The organism is Rhodoglobus sp. G.S.4 (assembly GCF_056619605.1).
The window spans coordinates 1,165,354-1,181,017 of sequence record NZ_CM152748.1; the positions used below are offsets into that span (position 1 = coordinate 1,165,354).

20 protein-coding genes are annotated in these 15,664 nt (G+C 57.9%); 17 read left to right on the plus strand and 3 right to left on the minus strand.

The genetic code is table 11. The features are described 5' to 3' along the window. Positions 1-24: 24 nt before the first annotated feature. Both miaA and dapF read left to right on the plus strand, forming a co-directional pair. A complete protein-coding gene (miaA, locus tag AC061P_RS05620) occupies positions 25-960 on the plus strand; it encodes a tRNA (adenosine(37)-N6)-dimethylallyltransferase MiaA (RefSeq protein ID WP_480392162.1) in 936 nt (311 codons plus the stop codon). Then, positions 947-1,825, plus strand: coding sequence for a diaminopimelate epimerase (gene dapF / locus AC061P_RS05625; protein WP_449648972.1), 879 nt, complete (start codon positions 947-949; stop codon positions 1,823-1,825). Before miaA ends, dapF begins: the two co-directional genes overlap by 14 nt. Positions 1,826-1,862: 37 nt before the next feature. Here dapF and AC061P_RS05630 read toward each other — a convergent pair whose 3' ends face one another. Further along, positions 1,863-2,486 carry a class I SAM-dependent methyltransferase gene (locus AC061P_RS05630; RefSeq protein WP_449648973.1) on the minus strand — a complete coding sequence of 208 codons (624 nt, stop codon included), beginning with the start codon at positions 2,484-2,486 and terminating at the stop codon, positions 1,863-1,865. 41 nt (positions 2,487-2,527) lie between these two features. Here AC061P_RS05630 and hflX point away from each other — a divergent pair, with 41 nt between their 5' ends. Next, a complete protein-coding gene (hflX, locus tag AC061P_RS05635; RefSeq protein WP_449648974.1) occupies positions 2,528-4,078 on the plus strand; it encodes a GTPase HflX in 1,551 nt (516 codons plus the stop codon). Between the two features lie 50 nt (positions 4,079-4,128). Here the strand turns inward: hflX and lexA are convergent, their stop codons facing one another. After that, a complete protein-coding gene (gene lexA / locus AC061P_RS05640; protein ID WP_449648975.1) occupies positions 4,129-4,818 on the minus strand; it encodes a transcriptional repressor LexA in 690 nt (229 codons plus the stop codon). Between the two features lie 230 nt (positions 4,819-5,048). Between lexA and AC061P_RS05645 the strand changes: the two genes are divergently transcribed. The 6 genes from AC061P_RS05645 (at position 5,049) to AC061P_RS05670 (ending at position 9,466) form a co-directional block, all read left to right on the plus strand. Then, positions 5,049-5,411, plus strand: a complete 363-nt coding sequence (locus AC061P_RS05645) for a LysM peptidoglycan-binding domain-containing protein (protein ID WP_449648976.1) — start codon at positions 5,049-5,051, stop codon at positions 5,409-5,411. 111 nt (positions 5,412-5,522) lie between these two features. Continuing rightward, positions 5,523-6,611, plus strand: coding sequence for a histidinol-phosphate transaminase (locus AC061P_RS05650; protein ID WP_449648977.1), 1,089 nt, complete (start codon positions 5,523-5,525; stop codon positions 6,609-6,611). After that, positions 6,608-7,213 carry an imidazoleglycerol-phosphate dehydratase HisB gene (hisB, locus tag AC061P_RS05655; RefSeq protein ID WP_449648978.1) on the plus strand — a complete coding sequence of 202 codons (606 nt, stop codon included), beginning with the start codon at positions 6,608-6,610 and terminating at the stop codon, positions 7,211-7,213. Before AC061P_RS05650 ends, hisB begins: the two co-directional genes overlap by 4 nt. Then, positions 7,213-7,845 (plus strand): imidazole glycerol phosphate synthase subunit HisH, encoded by a 633-nt coding sequence (hisH, locus tag AC061P_RS05660; RefSeq protein ID WP_449648979.1) that lies wholly within the window; start codon positions 7,213-7,215, stop codon positions 7,843-7,845. Before hisB ends, hisH begins: the two co-directional genes overlap by 1 nt. 79 nt (positions 7,846-7,924) lie before the next feature. Next, the gene (priA, locus tag AC061P_RS05665; RefSeq protein WP_449648980.1) at positions 7,925-8,674 is read left to right on the plus strand and encodes a bifunctional 1-(5-phosphoribosyl)-5-((5-phosphoribosylamino)methylideneamino)imidazole-4-carboxamide isomerase/phosphoribosylanthranilate isomerase PriA; all 750 of its coding nucleotides are present in this window, start codon (positions 7,925-7,927) and stop codon (positions 8,672-8,674) included. A gap of 24 nt (positions 8,675-8,698) precedes the next feature. Continuing rightward, positions 8,699-9,466, plus strand: a complete 768-nt coding sequence (locus tag AC061P_RS05670; RefSeq protein ID WP_480392032.1) for an SseB family protein — start codon at positions 8,699-8,701, stop codon at positions 9,464-9,466. Here the strand turns inward: AC061P_RS05670 and AC061P_RS05675 are convergent. Then, a complete protein-coding gene (locus AC061P_RS05675) occupies positions 9,463-9,813 on the minus strand; it encodes a DUF1844 domain-containing protein (RefSeq protein WP_449648982.1) in 351 nt (116 codons plus the stop codon). The two genes, AC061P_RS05670 and AC061P_RS05675, sit on opposite strands and share 4 nt — an antisense overlap. Positions 9,814-10,121: 308 nt before the next feature. Between AC061P_RS05675 and infC the strand changes: the two genes are divergently transcribed. The 8 genes from infC to AC061P_RS05715 all read left to right on the plus strand — a co-directional run bounded on the left by infC (position 10,122) and on the right by AC061P_RS05715 (position 15,654). Continuing rightward, entirely contained in the window at positions 10,122-10,739 is a 618-nt protein-coding gene (gene infC, locus AC061P_RS05680) for a translation initiation factor IF-3 (protein WP_449648983.1), read from the plus strand. Next, on the plus strand, positions 10,732-10,926 hold the full coding sequence (gene rpmI / locus AC061P_RS05685; protein ID WP_197108656.1) for a 50S ribosomal protein L35: 195 nt from the start codon (positions 10,732-10,734) through the stop codon (positions 10,924-10,926). Before infC ends, rpmI begins: the two co-directional genes overlap by 8 nt. 18 nt (positions 10,927-10,944) lie before the next feature. After that, entirely contained in the window at positions 10,945-11,331 is a 387-nt protein-coding gene (rplT, locus tag AC061P_RS05690) for a 50S ribosomal protein L20 (protein WP_009771944.1), read from the plus strand. A 104-nt stretch (positions 11,332-11,435) separates the two neighbouring features. Then, the gene (locus AC061P_RS05695; protein ID WP_480392033.1) at positions 11,436-12,239 is read left to right on the plus strand and encodes a TrmH family RNA methyltransferase; all 804 of its coding nucleotides are present in this window, start codon (positions 11,436-11,438) and stop codon (positions 12,237-12,239) included. Between the two features lie 73 nt (positions 12,240-12,312). Further along, positions 12,313-13,065, plus strand: a complete 753-nt coding sequence (locus tag AC061P_RS05700) for an amino acid ABC transporter ATP-binding protein (RefSeq protein ID WP_449648985.1) — start codon at positions 12,313-12,315, stop codon at positions 13,063-13,065. Positions 13,066-13,103: 38 nt separating this feature from the next. Beyond that, positions 13,104-13,973: a glutamate ABC transporter substrate-binding protein gene (locus AC061P_RS05705; protein ID WP_480392034.1), complete on the plus strand. Its 870-nt coding sequence runs from the start codon at positions 13,104-13,106 to the stop codon at positions 13,971-13,973. An 80-nt stretch (positions 13,974-14,053) separates the two neighbouring features. Further along, positions 14,054-14,722, plus strand: a complete 669-nt coding sequence (locus AC061P_RS05710) for an amino acid ABC transporter permease (RefSeq protein ID WP_480392035.1) — start codon at positions 14,054-14,056, stop codon at positions 14,720-14,722. After that, on the plus strand, positions 14,719-15,654 hold the full coding sequence (locus tag AC061P_RS05715) for an amino acid ABC transporter permease (RefSeq protein WP_480392036.1): 936 nt from the start codon (positions 14,719-14,721) through the stop codon (positions 15,652-15,654). The genes AC061P_RS05710 and AC061P_RS05715 overlap by 4 nt, the downstream gene beginning before the upstream one ends. Positions 15,655-15,664 lie beyond the last annotated feature (10 nt).

Sequence of the window (15,664 nt, forward strand, 5' to 3'; positions counted from 1 at the left end):
GTCTCCAGTGACGAGCACGGCTTCATGCACGACCTCGTTGTCATCGTCGGGGCGACAGGAACCGGCAAGTCAGAGCTATCGCTCGACATCGCTGAAGGGTTCGCGCGTCACGGAACTCACGCCGAGATCGTTAACGCAGACGCAATGCAGCTCTATCGCGGGATGGACATCGGCACGGCCAAGCTCCCGATAAGTGAACGACGCGGCATTCCTCATCACCTGCTCGACGTCCTCGATCCTAAAGACGACGCCAGCGTCGCTCAGTATCAGGTGGATGCGCGTCAAATCATTCGAGAAATCCAATCTGCTGGAAACGTACCCATCCTTGTTGGCGGCTCCGGTCTCTACGTCTCGAGCGTCATTCATGATTTCCAGTTCCCTGCCCGCGACCCGCACGTGCGAGCACGACTCGAGGCCGAGCTGGAAACATTCGGCGCTGGCATCCTATTTCAGCGTCTCCGCGAGTTGGATGCTGATGCCGCGCAATCGATCGGCGCCAGCAACGGTCGCAGAATAGTTCGCGCCCTTGAGGTCATCGAAATCACAGGAAAATCCTTCGGCGCTGGATTACCTGAAGAAAACAAGCTCTGGACGTCAACCCGCATTGTTGGCCTCGCTGCTCCGCGCGACAAGCTAGTGGCCAGACTGAACGAGCGCGTGCAGAATATGTGGGATTCCGGGCTGCTCGATGAGGTTCGTGCGCTGCGTCCGCACGGTTTAGGCACCACCGCTGCCCGCGCGATCGGCTATGCCCAGGCCATTGAACAGCTGGAGGGCACACTCTCTGAAGCAGAAGCCATCGAGCAAACGGCGGCGCTCACGCGTCGCTACGCTCGACGCCAAGTTGGCTGGTTCAAACGTTATGCGCAGTGCCGCTGGCTCGAATACGACGCTGCTGATCGTGCCCAGCGTGCTCTGGCGATCGTGATGGGGGAGAATGGTCAGCATGGCGACGCTTAACTTCACAAAAGGTCAAGGAACGGGCAACGATTTCGTGCTCTTCGCTGATCCAGACGGTGAGCTCGACCTCACCCCGCAGCAGGTTGCAGCGATCTGTGATCGTCACTTTGGTGTTGGTGCAGATGGGATCATCCGCGCCGTACGGTCTCGCAGTCTCGATGCGGGCGCTGCGGCGCTTGCCGAAGACGCCGACGCCGAGTGGTTCATGGACTACCGCAATGCGGACGGCAGCATCTCGGAGATGTGTGGCAACGGCATCCGTGTCTACGCCGAGTTTCTCGCCAACGAAGGCTTTGTGGATTTCGAACCCGGCGATACTTTGCCAATTGGTACTCGCGGTGGTGTTCGCGATGTTCAGCGCAACATGGCTGGCTACCAAGTCGACATGGGGCGTTGGGCACTCGACGGTGGAGAACCGCTCGTGAGAGCGAAAGAGCTTGAGATCGCCCGCCCGGGACTCGGTATCAACGTAGGAAACCCCCACGTGGTCGTTGCTCTCGCCGAAGAATCAGAACTCGACGGTGTTGACCTCGGCTACATCCCTGTAATCGATCCTGTGCCCGAGCACGGCGCGAATGTCGAGTTCGTGGTGCCGGCGGATCCACTCGTCAAAGACGGAGTTGGTTCGATTCGGATGCGCGTGCATGAACGCGGCAGCGGGGAGACCTTGTCGTGTGGCACTGGGGCCGTAGCAGCAGCGCTTGCCATTCGTCACTACGCGGGCCCGAACGCACCGCATCAGTGGCGCGTTACGGTGCCGGGCGGCACCGTGGTTGTGCGGATGTTCCCGACCGAAGACGGCGAACACGTCTCGCTCAGCGGTCCGGCGGAACTCGTTTACACCGGCAGTCTCGAACTGGCTTAGTTTCCGCGCTGCAGAGCGGCTAACTGCCGAGATTTTGTTAGTTCGCGTCGGTTGCGCGTTTGTGCGCCCGTAATACGCGATACCCCTTGCTGATGGCGGCGCGACTGAATGTGAAGTTGTCAGGGAATGCGGACTCCATCCAGCGATGTAGGGAATCCGAGCCGAGGTTGCGTTGAACAACGAGCCAGGCATCCGCATCCATTTCGAGCCTCGGCAGCCACGTTTCAAGAATGTTGTGAAGCTCGCCCTTGCCTACGCGAATGGGCGGATTCGACCAAATAGTCATAAACGTTATGTCTTCGGGAACATCTTCGGGCAGAACCGCGTTAATATTGGGTATGGACAATTTCTTGGCGTTTGCGCGCACCAGATCCAGTGCGCGCTCGTTGACGTCCACCGCCCACACCGTTGCATGAGGTGATTCGAGGGCAAGGGTGAGCGCCATCGGACCCCAACCGCACCCGAGATCAAGCAAGTTACCTCCCGGAGGAGGCGCTGGCACGTTCGACAAGAGAACTTGAGTTCCCGCGTCAATGTGCGCGGGGCTGAAGATCCCATTTGACGTGACAAGTTCTCGCTCGACGCCAGCAATGGTCGCGTGAATCGTCCGCAATTTGAGATCACTCTCGGGTGAAGACGAGAAGTAATGCTCGTTAGCCATGAACAGAACTTACCGAAAACTAGAGAAGTAGGGTTAACCCAATGACGCGAAACACGACAGAAACCAGTATCGAGGCCAACAACGGCGACGACGCCGAGCGTTCCGTCGAGCGCGTTCTCGCCAGCGAAGGCTCCACTCATGCTGCCGTAACGCGCTTCGGTGCTGGGGCATCTGGGGCGCAAGCGCTCCAATCGGATGCTCATTATGAAGCCGACCGAGACGGCGACCAGTTTGATCGAGACGACCGGCACGCACTGAAGCGTGTTCGAGGGCTCTCAACAGAGCTTGATGACGTCACCGAGGTCGAGTACCGCCAGCTGAGGATCGAAAACGTTGTGCTGATCGGAATCTACGGTCAGGGAGCGCTTCGGGAAGCGGAGAACTCACTTCGGGAGTTGTCCGCTCTGGCAGAGACCGCAGGCGCAGTGGTGCTTGATGGCCTCTTGCAGAGCCGTTCGCACCCTGACCCAAGCACGTACTTCGGTAAGGGCAAAGCAATCGAGCTGCGCGACGTTGTAGCCGCTACCGGCGCGGACACTGTCATTGCCGACACAGAACTTGCTCCCAGCCAGCGTCGTGCACTCGAAGATGTCGTCGGCGTGAAGGTGATCGACCGCACAGCGGTGATCCTCGACATTTTCAGCCAGCACGCGACAAGCCGTGAAGGCAAGGCTCAAGTGGAGCTAGCCCAAATGGAATACCTGCTTCCACGACTTCGTGGTTGGGGTGAATCGATGTCTCGCCAGGCCGGTGGCCAAGTGGGTGGCGCCGGCGCCGGTATGGGTAGCCGTGGTCCTGGTGAAACCAAGATTGAACTCGATCGCCGTCGCATCCACACTCGCATGGCTCGCCTACGCAAGCAGATCAAGGGATTCGCGCCCGCTCGGGAGGCGAAACGCGCCAACCGTGACCGGTTTGAGGTGCCAAGTGTCGCTATTGCCGGCTATACCAACGCAGGCAAGTCGAGTTTGCTCAACCGTCTGACTCGCGCCGGCGTGCTCGTAGAGAATGCGCTCTTCGCAACGCTCGATGCCACTGTGAGACGTTCGGAGACAGCAGATGGCCGGCTATTTACGCTTAGCGACACTGTTGGTTTCGTGCGCAATTTGCCGCATCAGCTTGTGGAAGCGTTCCGGTCGACCCTCGAGGAGATCGGGCAGTCTGACGTCATCGTGCACGTTGTTGACGCCTCCCACCCAGATCCCGGTGCTCAGCTGAGCACGGTGCGCGACGTCATCGGTGAGCTGGGTGCCCGCGACATCCCTGAAATCGTTGTCTTCAACAAGAGCGACCTTGCGGATGACGACCAGCGTTTGTTGATTCGTGGACTTGAGCCGACGGGAATCTTTGTTTCTGCCCGCTCGGGTGAGGGCATCGACGAATTGAACGCGCGTATTGCGGAACTTTTGCCAGCTCCGGAGGTCGAGGTGACTCTGCTCGTGCCCTATGACCGTGGAGAAGTCATCTCGCGCCTCCACGTGCAGGGGCGCGTGTTGGCGACGGACTATCGCGAAGATGGAACCCAGGTGCGGGCGCTTGTGCACCCGGCTCGACTAGCCGAGCTCGAAGAGTTCGTGAGTAAAGCTTCGTAGCGTCTGGTCGCGAGCTTGCGCGTTGGGCGCGAGCTCGCGATTAAACCTGCTTAGAGCGAGCGCAGTACCGTAACGACTTTGCCGAGCACTGTGGCGTAGTCACCGAGAATGGGCTCAAAGTTGGAGTTGCGTGGCAGTAGCCATGTGTGACCGTCGCGTTGACGAAATACCTTGACGGTTGCTTCGTCATCGAGCATTGCGGCAACGATGTCGCCATTTTCGGCTGTCTGCTGTTGGCGCACAACAACCCAGTCGCCGTCGCAAATGGCAGCGTCGATCATTGAATCTCCGACGACCTTCAGCATAAACAGGTCACCTTTGCCAACAAGTTGGCGGGGGAGAGGGAACACTTCTTCAATGTGCTGCTCTGCAGTGATGGGGATACCGGCGGCAATGCGGCCGACGAGCGGAACCATCGCGGCATCACCCATCGATGGGCTGATCGTGCTGGATTCGTCGACGGCGCTTGGCACGTCGATAAGAACTTCGATGGCGCGGGGGCGGTTGGGGTCGCGGCGCACGTAGCCGCTGAGCTCGAGCTGGTTGAGCTGGTGGGTAACGCTCGATAGCGAGGAGAGGCCGACAGCGTCTCCGATCTCGCGCATGCTCGGCGGGTAGCCCTGAGTAGCGACTGCTCGCTGAATCATCTCGAGGATCGCGAGTTGTTTCGCGCTCAAGCTGGTTCGCCGGCGGGTGCCACGCTCTGCGGCGTCGCCATTTGCGGCTATTGAGTCGGTCACGAGTCCTCTATTTCTGCCTCTAACGATTCCAATGTCAGTGGCTCATTCGAAACTGTATCCGCAGAACAAGCCAAAAACAAACATTTGTTCGAGTGTCGCGAGGCAATGTCGGTGGCTTGTTCGAATATGTACTTGAAATTAGAACAATTCGAATGTATGTTCGGAACACAGCTTCGCACCCGACTCTCCCGGCCGAGAGTCGGGTGCGGGAACCCCTAGAGGAGAATTTGATGTCCACTGCAGTGATTGCACCCAACGCGGAATCCCGTGCTCGGCAGTCCGCACCGCGTCTTCGCCTCACAACGCGTGGTCGCGTCGTCTTGATGACGCTCGCGGCCACGCCGTTGGTTGTTGCGGCTCTCGTTTTCTCCCTCAACGGTGGTGACGCTGCCGCTACGTTGGAGTCAAACGAGAACGCGTTCGTTTACGTCGACGTTTCCGCAGGCCAGTCGCTGTGGAACATCGCAGAGACCCATGCTCCTGGGCACGATCCGCGCGATGTTGTTGCTCAGTTGATTGAGCTCAACCAGCTTCCCTCAGCAGATGTCTTTGCGGGTCAACAGCTCGCGATCCCTGCCAGCTTTTCTGAATAGAAGCGCGCGCTAGCTCTTCGCGCGGTTCGCTCGTGGTGCATGCGAGAACGTAGAGGCTGATTGATTGAGGCAGCGTGACGCTTGTCAGCCGTCTGCATCTAGCATTGTGGAGTGACTTCGCTTTCAGATCTCCCTATCCGTGACGACCTTCGAGGGCTCAAGCCCTACGGTGCACCTACCGATCCGGTGAGCATCCAACTCAACGTCAACGAGAACACCCACCCCATCCCCGAGGCGGTGGCCACCGATATTGTGATGGCGCTGGCAAGAGCAGTGATGACCGCAAATCGCTATCCCGATCGAGAGTTCACTGAACTGCGGGAGAGTCTCGCCGAATACCTGGGGCACGGCCTCGCCGCTGCGAACATCTGGGCAGCAAATGGTTCCAATGAGGTACTTCAGCAAACGCTTCAGGCCTTCGGCGGTCCAGGCCGCAGCGTTCTCGGATTCCCGCCCACGTACTCTATGCACCCCATCATCGCCTCAGGCACCGGCACCGAGTGGGTTACGGCTTCTCGTGATGCCGGCTACGACCTCACTCCCGAAACAGTGGTGGCGGCGATAGCTGACCTTTCGCCGGACATCGTGTTTCTCTGTTCGCCGAATAATCCCACCGGCACTCCCGTCAGCAACGAGACGGTCGTCGCCGCCTACGACGCGACCGACGGTATCGTGCTCGTCGATGAAGCCTATGCAGAGTTCTCCGACCGCGAGACGGCGCTGTCACTGCTTGAGGGACGGCCGCGCCTCATTGTTTCCCGCACCATGAGCAAAGCGTTCGCGTTCGCCGGAGCTCGAGTGGGGTACTTGGCCGCCGATCCGGCTATCGCCGATGCCCTCAGACTCGTACGATTGCCGTACCATCTCTCCGCTTTGACGCAGGCGGCCGCAGTTGCCGCGCTTGCTCACGCCCCTGAGATGCTCGCGATGGTTGGGGAGATTAAAACTCAGCGCGACCGGATGAGCGCCGGGCTTGCGGAGTTGGGGTTCACCCCCGTACTGACCGAAGCAAATTTCGTGCTCTTCGGGAATGTTGCGGATCCGCAAGCACTGTTTAACAAGTTGCTCATTCAAGACATTTTGATTCGCGATGTCGGTATACCTCACCACTTGCGGGTCACTGCAGGCACTGAAGCAGAGACCACGGCATTTCTGGATGCGATGGCTGACCTCCAAGCGCTCGGTAGAGTTGAGCAATGACTTCACAGCGCACCGCGACGATCACGCGCGAGACCAGCGAGTCGAGTATCGAACTCTCGATCAATCTCGACGGAACAGGTACCTCATCCATTGAGACGAGCGTCCCGTTTTATGACCACATGCTCACCGCATTCTCGAAGCACTCACTGATCGACCTCACTGTGAAGGCGACCGGTGACACTCACATTGATGTCCACCACACTGTGGAAGACATTGGCATCGCTTTGGGTCTTGCCATCAAACAGGCGCTCGGCGACAAGGCCGGCATTTCTCGTTATGGCGATGCGCTTGTTCCTCTTGACGAGGCGCTTGTTCGAGCGGTTGTCGACGTCTCGGGTCGTCCGTACCTCGTGCACACGGGGGAGCCTGCCGGGTTTGAGATGCACTTGATCGGTGGACACTTCACGGGATCGATGGTTCGTCACGTTTTCGAAGCGATCAGCTTCAACGCGGGTATTACCGTTCACATCACTGTCTTGGGTGGGCGTGACCCCCACCACATCGCTGAGGCTGAATTCAAAGCCTTTGCTCGTGCGATGCGCGGTGCTGTTCAGCCCGATTCCCGTGTCACCGGAATTCCGTCAACAAAGGGTGCGCTCTAGTGGTTGCGCCCTCAGTTGTCATTCTGGATTACGGATCGGGCAATATCCACTCTGCGGCTAAGGCTCTAGAGGCTGCCGGCGCGAGCGTGCGATTGAGCGCTGACCGTTCTGTTGCTGAGGCTGCTGACGGGCTTCTCGTGCCAGGGGTTGGCGCATTTGCTGCTGTCATGTCGGCACTGGAATCAGTGCGCGGTGGTGCGATTATCGAGAAGCGCCTGACAGGCAGCCGCCCAGTGATGGGGATTTGTGTCGGAATGCAGGTGCTGTTTTCTTCCGGCGATGAGCACGGTGTTCAGACCGACGGACTCGATGAGTGGCCGGGTGTTGTAGAAAAGTTACCTGCTCCAGTTTTGCCCCACATGGGCTGGAACACGGTCGAGACTCCCGACGACACGACTATTTTCGATTCGATTCGCGACGAGCGATTCTATTTCGTCCATTCCTATGCTGCACAGCAGTGGACACTTGACGTTCAGCCCCCATTTCCACAACCCAAGCTCACGTGGGCAGACCACGGCGGTCGCTTCCTCGCTGCCGTCGAAAATGGACCCCTGACGGCTACTCAATTTCACCCGGAGAAGTCTGGCGAAGCCGGAATCCGACTACTAAGCAACTGGTTGGAGACGCTCTGATTTTGCGTCAGTTCGACGTGCACTAGTATCGGATGCTTGTGCGCGGCGTTCCGCGATCAGGTCTTCAGAGAGCAAATCTATGAGCGAGTTCAATAAAACACCCAGCCTCACACTTCTGCCTGCCGTCGATGTCGCTGACGGTAAGGCCGTTCGACTCACTCAGGGCGAAGCGGGAACCGAGAAGAGCTACGGCGACCCGTGCGCGGCGTCGCACGACTGGGTTGACCAGGGTGCGGAGTGGATCCACTTGGTGGATCTTGACGCTGCCTTCGGTCGCGGCAATAACCACGCGATGATCAAGAAGGTCATCAAGTCGACGCCGAAGCGCGTCAATATTGAACTTTCTGGCGGCATCCGTGACGATGCGTCTCTCGAGGCCGCGCTTGCCACCGGCGCGAAGCGCATCAATCTCGGCACGGCAGCGCTGGAGAATCCTGAGTGGGCTGCCCACGTAATCGCTGAGTACGGCGAGGCTATTGCCGTTGGTCTCGACGTGCGCGGAACGACGCTCGCTGCTCGTGGCTGGACTCAAGAGGGTGGCGACCTGTGGACGGTCCTCGACCGTCTCGAGTCAGCCGGATGCTGCCGCTATGTGGTTACTGACGTGACTAAAGACGGCACTCTCCAGGGCCCGAACATCGATTTGCTTCGCCAAGTGATGGATCGCACTCACCGCCCGGTTATCGCCTCTGGTGGCGTCTCAAGTCTCGATGACCTCATCGAGCTGCGCGAACTCGTGCCTCAGGGTCTCGAAGGTGCGATCATCGGCAAGGCACTTTATGCCAAGGCTTTCACCCTTGCGGAAGCACTTGACGTTTCATCGCAGTAACTATTTTTTGCATCGGACGCTGATATGAACTCGACAGACTCCGCCGGCACTCCTTGGGAGGGTCGCTCGTTCGAACCGAATCCTGCTCCCGATGACGACGGAACAGCACCTGTTGCGCTCATGGCCGTCATCACTCGGTTCCATCAGGGCAATGCGACTGAGGCAGACGTAGTTGATTCCATTCGTGAATCTCGGCTTCTCATCCCGTTGCTTGCGAAGGCGGGGGAGACGGAGACCACCGAAGCCGGACTCACGATTGACAAGACTCAAGAGTTATCGATCGTGACGGTGACGGGCCCGGATGGTCGGGCAGTTCTGCCGGTGTTTAGTTCGGTCACTGCGATGAGTAATTGGAACCCGGACGCTCGCCCCGTTCCGGCAGCCGGCACCCGCGTAGCTCTCGCCGCTGCGAGCGAGAACACTGATCTGGTCGTTATCGATCCACTGAGTGACAGTGAGTTTGTTATCCGTCGACCCGCGCTGTGGTCGATCGCGCAGTCAACTGACTGGACTCCCAGCTATTTGCGCACCGACGTGCGAGACGAATTCGCGATAGCCGCTGCAGAAGAAGCCGACGTTGCTGAAATCCAGTTGCTCGCGGGAGATCCGGGGGCGCGATTGCAGGGCCCTGAACTGGTTGTTCAAATCGCTATGAAGCCGGGGCTTGACCGCGAAACGCTCGATGCCACGATGGATCGGATGCGCGAGCGCTGGGCTACTTCCGAACTCATCGCGCAGTCGGTCGATTCTCTGGCAGTGCAGGTAGTTCGAGCGCCGGAGTCGTCGCTCTAGTTCACTGGCCCTGTCCATTTTTCGCCTGGACCCTGACCGGGTGCATCAGGGATGGTGGATGCTTCGCGGAACGCGAGTTGCACTGAACGAAGGCCATCGCGCAGGGGGCGAGCGTGGTGGTTGCCGATCTCCGGCGCTGCTGCGGTAACCAAACCGGCGAGGGCATTGATGAGTTTTCGCGCCTCGTCGAGGTCTTTTTCTGATTCCGCATCTGGTCCGTCGGAGAGCCCGAGTTTTACTGCTGCAGCGCTGAGCATGTGTACGGCAACGGTGTTAATTACCTCTACCGCGGGCACCTCAGAGATGTCTCGAGTTTCATTGACGTCGTCATTGGTGGGCTCGCTCATGATGTCCTTCGCTAATTGGGGTTCGCTCTGCTATCCTTATGCAGGCCCGGGGCTTGCCCCGGATACGAAAGTGGAGATTCTCCCACCTGTCAACCGCATACAAGGTTACCGGGTAGTTACACCCCGCATGGTTCGCTTGCGGTGCAGTGTGTGTAATCAGTTGTGATTATGCCTATTGTTCCGGATGCTCGCCTGCAGCTTTAAAGGGTGTTGCAGCGTTCTGCTGCATTTGATCCTCTTTCGTGCCACGGCATCCGCCGAACTGTATTTCGTGAAACGCTCCGCGTACATGAAGTGCACCACGAAATGTGAGGAGAACACGCATCAGCGATCCCCGTACCAACGACCGAATCCGAGTTCCTGAGGTCCGTCTTGTCGGACCCGGCGGTGAACAAGTCGGTGTCGTCTCAATTGACGTCGCCCTCAAGCTCGCCCAAGAGGCAGATCTAGATTTGGTCGAGGTTGCTCCCAGCTCAAAGCCTCCCGTTGCCAAGATCATGGATTACGGCAAGTTCAAGTACGAAGAGGCGCAGAAGGCGAAAGAAGCTCGTCGCAATCAGACGAACACGATCCTCAAAGAGGTTCGTTTCCGTCTGAAGATTGACACGCACGACTACGAAACCAAGCGCAAACGTGCTGAGGGATTCCTCGCAGGCGGCGACAAGGTCAAAGCAATGATCTTGTTCCGTGGCCGTGAGCAGTCTCGCCCCGATCAGGGTGTGCGTTTACTTCAGAAGTTTGCCGAAGATGTGTCGGAATTCGGTTCAATCGAATCAACGCCGACTATTGACGGTCGCAACATGGTCATGATTATTGGCCCACACAAGACCAAGGCAACAGCGAAGGCTGAAGCCGAGGCCCGCAAGGTTGCTAACAAGAAGCCTCGTGAGGCAGAAGTTCCAGAGAAAGAGGAGAAAGATGCCTAAGCAGAAGACGCACTCAGGCACCAAGAAGCGTTTCAAGGTCACCGGTAGCGGCAAGGTCATGAAGCAGCAGGCTGGTATGCGACACAACCTCGAGGTTAAGAGCAGCAAGCGTAAGCGCGCGCTCAACCAGGATCAGGTCATCGCACCGCAGGACGCCAAGACAATCAAGAAGCTTCTCGGTAAGTAAAGGGTTTAGGAATACATCATGGCAAGAGTTAAAAGGGCGGTAAACGCTCACAAGAAGCGTCGGGTTATCCTCGAACGCGCCAAGGGTTACCGCGGTCAGCGTTCGCGTCTCTACCGCAAGGCCAAGGAGCAGGTTACTCACTCGCTCGTCTACGCATACCGCGACCGCCGCGCCCGCAAGGGTGAGTTCCGTCGTCTGTGGATCCAGCGCATCAACGCTGCGTCACGTGCAAACGGGCTTACTTACAACCGCCTCATCCAGGGTTTGAACCTGGCTGGAGTGCAGGTTGACCGTCGCATCCTCGCTGACCTCGCCGTCACCGAGCCTGCTACGTTCGCGTCACTGGTTGCAACCGCTAAGGCTGCACTTCCTGCTGACACGTCAGCACCGCGTTCGGCTGCCTAGGCAGTCGCACCACACATCGTGCAACGGCACGCTGTACAGGCCATTTCGGCCAGTACAGCGTGCCGTTTCTCTTATATTGGGCGGCCGAGTCTAGGGTTGAAGACGTGATTGATAACCCGCGCTCACCACGCGTCCGAGCCGTGGCCAAACTTGAGAAGAAGAGCGCTCGGTCCGAGACCGGGCTCTTTCTGCTGGAGGGCCCGCAGTCAGTCTCTGAAGCCCTCAATTTTCGGCCGGAGCTCCTCGTGGAGCTATACGCCACTCCTACCGCACTAGAGCGTCACACTCATCTCGCTCGTGCGGCTGAAGAAGCCGGCATCGAGATCGAGTTTGTTACCGAGCAGGTAATCGAAACAATGGCTGACACCGTAACGCCACAGGGTGTTATTGCCGTGTGCCGTCAGTTCCCAACATCGGTCAAGGACCTACTTTCCGGTGGGCCCAAGCTCATCGCGATCCTCGAAGAGGTGCGCGACCCCGGCAACGCGGGAACAATAATTCGAGCCGCGGATGCCGCTGGTGCCGATGGAGTGATCCTGACCGGTCGAAGCGTCGACCTCTACAACCCCAAAGTAGTGCGAGCAACAACCGGTTCGCTCTTTCACCTTCCTGTCGCTGTCGGCGTTGAGCTTGAGGCTGTTCTTGAGCGTGTCAAGGGCGCCGATCTTCGAGTAATTGCGGCAGACATCAAGGGTGGCGATTTACTCGCAGCGCGCAACGACGGTGTGCTCGATCATCCGACCGCCTGGTTGTTTGGCAATGAGGCTCGTGGACTGACTGACGAACACTATGCGCTTGCCGATTGGGTCATTTCGGTGCCGATCTATGGGCACGCAGAGTCGATGAACTTGGCGACAGCGGCATCGGTTTGCCTTTATGAGAGTGCATTCGCTCAGCGCAACAACTGATTCTGTGTCACGAGCGTGTTACAACTAGGCGTGCCGTTTGACCCTCGTTGGAGGCATGTGGTTGTCTTGCAATATGGCAGCACAGAGCGGTGAACCTCTGGTCGTAGTCGACCATGTCAACAAACATTACGGTGAGCTGCACGTGCTCAAAGACATCACAACCACGATTCATCGTGGCGAGGTGGTGGTCGTTATCGGGCCTAGTGGTTCCGGCAAGTCCACACTGTGTCGTGCGATCAACCGTCTTGAAACCATCGACGATGGCACGATCACGATCGATGGCAAGCTTCTTCCCGAAGAGGGCTCCGGGTTAGCAAAGCTGCGGGCAGACGTCGGAATGGTCTTCCAGTCGTTCAACCTCTTTGCGCACAAGACGATTCTTGAGAACGTCACGCTTGGCCCGCGCCGTGTGCGCAAGATCGGCAAGGCCGAAGCTGACAAGCACGCGATGGAACTCCTCGACCGCGTGGGTATCGGCAACCAGGCATCCAAGATGCCGGCTCAGCTTTCTGGCGGTCAGCAGCAGCGAGTAGCTATTGCTCGTTCGCTCGCGATGGATCCCAAGATCATTCTTCTCGATGAGCCAACGTCTGCTCTCGACCCCGAGATGATCAACGAGGTTCTGGATGTCATGGTCCAGCTCGCGAAGGATGGCATGACCATGCTGGTTGTCACCCACGAGATGGGCTTCGCTCGCAAGGCCGCCGATCGAGTCATCTTTATGGCGGATGGCGAAATCGTTGAAGAGGCCGAGCCCGAGCAGTTCTTCACCAACCCTCAGTCTCCGAGAGCGCAGGACTTCCTCTCGAAAATTCTTACTCACTAAAGCAGCGAGTAATTTCACCACAGCATAAGGAGAAAAATATGAGGCTCAAAAAAGGCCTATCGATCTCTGCTATTGCGCTTGCTGGCCTCCTTGGCTTGAGCGCGTGTGCAGCAGACACCGGTACCACCGACCCCGATATTGTCGTTCCTGAGTTCGAAGCAGGAACCACCATGGCTGACCTCGCTGACGCGGGAAAGATCACCATCGGCACCAAGTTCGACCAGCCGCTGTTCGGCCTCAAGGGACCGTCTGGCGAGCCAGTTGGTTTCGACGTTGAGATGGGCAAGATTATTGCCGCGTCGCTGGGTATTAGCGAAGACAACATCGAATGGGTCGAGACTGTTTCAGCCAACCGCGAAACGTTCATCGAGAACGGAACCGTTGACATCGTCATCGCTACGTACACGATCAACGACAAGCGCAAGGAAGTTATCTCCTTCGCTGGACCGTACTACAACGCGGGCCAAGACATCCTCGTTCTCGAAGGCAACCCCGAGGGAATCACTGGTCCAGAGGACCTTGCAGGCAAGGATGTTTGCAGCGTTGCAGGTTCGACCTCAGAGAAGAACATTGCTGAATACGACGTCAACCTCATCACGACTGACACGTACTCGAACTGCCTTGAGCCGCTTCGTAGCGGAAAGGTCATCGCTGTCACTACTGACAACGTGATCTTGGCTGGACTTGCCGATCAGAACGCTGGCGAGTTCGAAGTTCTCAGCAACCCGTTCACCGAAGAGCCTTACGGCATCGGTCTTGGTCACGACGATGACGCATTCCGTGACTACATCAACGATGTGCTCGAAACGTCGTACTCCGACGGATCGTGGGACGCTGCTTGGGAATCAACTGCAGGCCAGGTCCTGAAGCTCCCGACTCCTCCCGCTGTAGACCGCTACAGCAACTAGTGTGATCGGTGCCCGCTCGCGGTTAGTCCGCGGGCGGGCACCACTCACGTCACTACCCACTATTTCTCAGGAGGCTCTGGATGGACGTCATCTCCAACGCGATCGACGCCCTTGTCGACATAACGCCGCTCTATATGCAGGGCTTCGTTCTGACTCTCGCGCTTCTGGGGATCGCAGGTGTCGGGGCATTCATACTCGGGGTTCTAATCGCATCGATGCGCATTTCTCCCGTGCCGTCCCTTCGTGTCTTCGCAACGGTCTACACCGAGATTCTGCGAAACATTCCGCTCCTGCTTGTGCTCTTCTTCTGCGCCTATGTGCTCCCCATTTTGGGCGTCGAACTCGACTACTTCCTTCTCGCCTCTCTTGGGCTCACCCTTTACACCTCGCCCTTTGTCGCTGAAGCAGTTCGTTCCGGGTTCAATGGTGTTCCCGTCGGGCAGGCCGAAGCCGCCCGTAGTATCGGCATGGGTTTCACTCAGACCGTCGGGCTCGTAATTTTGCCCCAGGCAGGCCGGATGGTCGTCCCGCCGCTTATCAACGTTTTTATCGCTCTCACCAAAAACACTTCAGTTGCCGGGATCTTCTTTGTGAATGAGCTCTTCAAGGCGACTTACGCTGCGGCTCGCGACAACGGCGATGTCGTCGTTCTCACTCTGGTTTACGCGGCGGCGCTCTACCTCGCCATTACGATTCCGCTCGGGCTGATAGCCGGAGCGATTGAGAAGAAGGTCATGGTGCTGCGATGAGCATGAGCGTTCTATATGACGCGCCTGGTCCCAAAACCAAGCGTAATTCGACAATTGCCTCAGTCATTGGAGCAGTCGCGATTCTCGCGGGACTCACTTGGGTATTTTTCATTCTCGCAGCACCTCGCGTCAACGCCAACGGCGCAGAACAACCCGGAATGTTTGATCAGTCGCGCCTGAACATCCTGAGCGATCCTGAACTATGGGGTGCTTTTGGCGGTGGGGTCCTAGATACCCTTCGGATGGCTGCTGTCGCCGGAGTACTGGCGATTGGCGTGGGGATTTTGTTCTCATTCGGACGGACAGCCGCGTCTAAGTGGGTGCGCATCCCGACTTCCGTCCTGCTGGAGTTCTTCCGAGGAATGCCGCTGCTGTTGCTGATCCTTTTTGTCTTCCTGTTGTTTTCGACGGGAAGCTACTGGGCGGGTGTGCTTGGGCTTGCTATCTATAACGGTGCAATCATTGGCGAGGCATTACGCGCCGGAATCAACTCTCTGCCAAAGGGGCAGCGTGAAGGTGGTCTATCTGTCGGCCTCACGTCGCTGCAGACGCGGTTTATCGTGGAATTCCCGCAGGCATTCCGTCAAATGTTGCCAATCATTCTTGCGCAACTTGTTGTGCTACTCAAAGACACCTCATTGGCGTACGTTGTTTCGTATCCTGAGCTCGCCCGCACGATCAAGAACCTCCAGAATTTCTACGGCAGCCGTTATCTCTTCACGCTCTTTGCGGTCGGTTTCGTCATCTACTTGGTGATGAACCTGACGCTGTCCTACATCGCTCGCTACGCTGCCAAGCGAAGTGGGCCGAAGCTCGGCAAGGTCACGCCCGATACTCCTCGGGTGCCTGGAGCAGAGGGAACGAGAGCTATTACGATTCCTCGTGGCCGCAATACCGGTCGAGATCGCACCGGAGGCGACTGGCTCGGCTAAACTCGGTTCT

Coding starts and splice junctions, on each gene's coding strand:
- miaA (WP_480392162.1), top strand. CDS start 25: ATGCACGACCTCGTTGTCATCGTCGGGGCGACAGGAACCGGCAAGTCA.
- dapF (WP_449648972.1), top strand. CDS start 947: ATGGCGACGCTTAACTTCACAAAAGGTCAAGGAACGGGCAACGATTTC.
- AC061P_RS05630 (WP_449648973.1), bottom strand. CDS start 2,486: ATGGCTAACGAGCATTACTTCTCGTCTTCACCCGAGAGTGATCTCAAA.
- hflX (WP_449648974.1), top strand. CDS start 2,528: ATGACGCGAAACACGACAGAAACCAGTATCGAGGCCAACAACGGCGAC.
- AC061P_RS05645 (WP_449648976.1), top strand. CDS start 5,049: ATGTCCACTGCAGTGATTGCACCCAACGCGGAATCCCGTGCTCGGCAG.
- hisB (WP_449648978.1), top strand. CDS start 6,608: ATGACTTCACAGCGCACCGCGACGATCACGCGCGAGACCAGCGAGTCG.
- priA (WP_449648980.1), top strand. CDS start 7,925: ATGAGCGAGTTCAATAAAACACCCAGCCTCACACTTCTGCCTGCCGTC.
- AC061P_RS05670 (WP_480392032.1), top strand. CDS start 8,699: ATGAACTCGACAGACTCCGCCGGCACTCCTTGGGAGGGTCGCTCGTTC.
- AC061P_RS05675 (WP_449648982.1), bottom strand. CDS start 9,813: ATGAGCGAGCCCACCAATGACGACGTCAATGAAACTCGAGACATCTCT.
- rpmI (WP_197108656.1), top strand. CDS start 10,732: ATGCCTAAGCAGAAGACGCACTCAGGCACCAAGAAGCGTTTCAAGGTC.
- rplT (WP_009771944.1), top strand. CDS start 10,945: ATGGCAAGAGTTAAAAGGGCGGTAAACGCTCACAAGAAGCGTCGGGTT.
- AC061P_RS05700 (WP_449648985.1), top strand. CDS start 12,313: ATGGCAGCACAGAGCGGTGAACCTCTGGTCGTAGTCGACCATGTCAAC.
- AC061P_RS05705 (WP_480392034.1), top strand. CDS start 13,104: ATGAGGCTCAAAAAAGGCCTATCGATCTCTGCTATTGCGCTTGCTGGC.
- AC061P_RS05710 (WP_480392035.1), top strand. CDS start 14,054: ATGGACGTCATCTCCAACGCGATCGACGCCCTTGTCGACATAACGCCG.
- AC061P_RS05715 (WP_480392036.1), top strand. CDS start 14,719: ATGAGCATGAGCGTTCTATATGACGCGCCTGGTCCCAAAACCAAGCGT.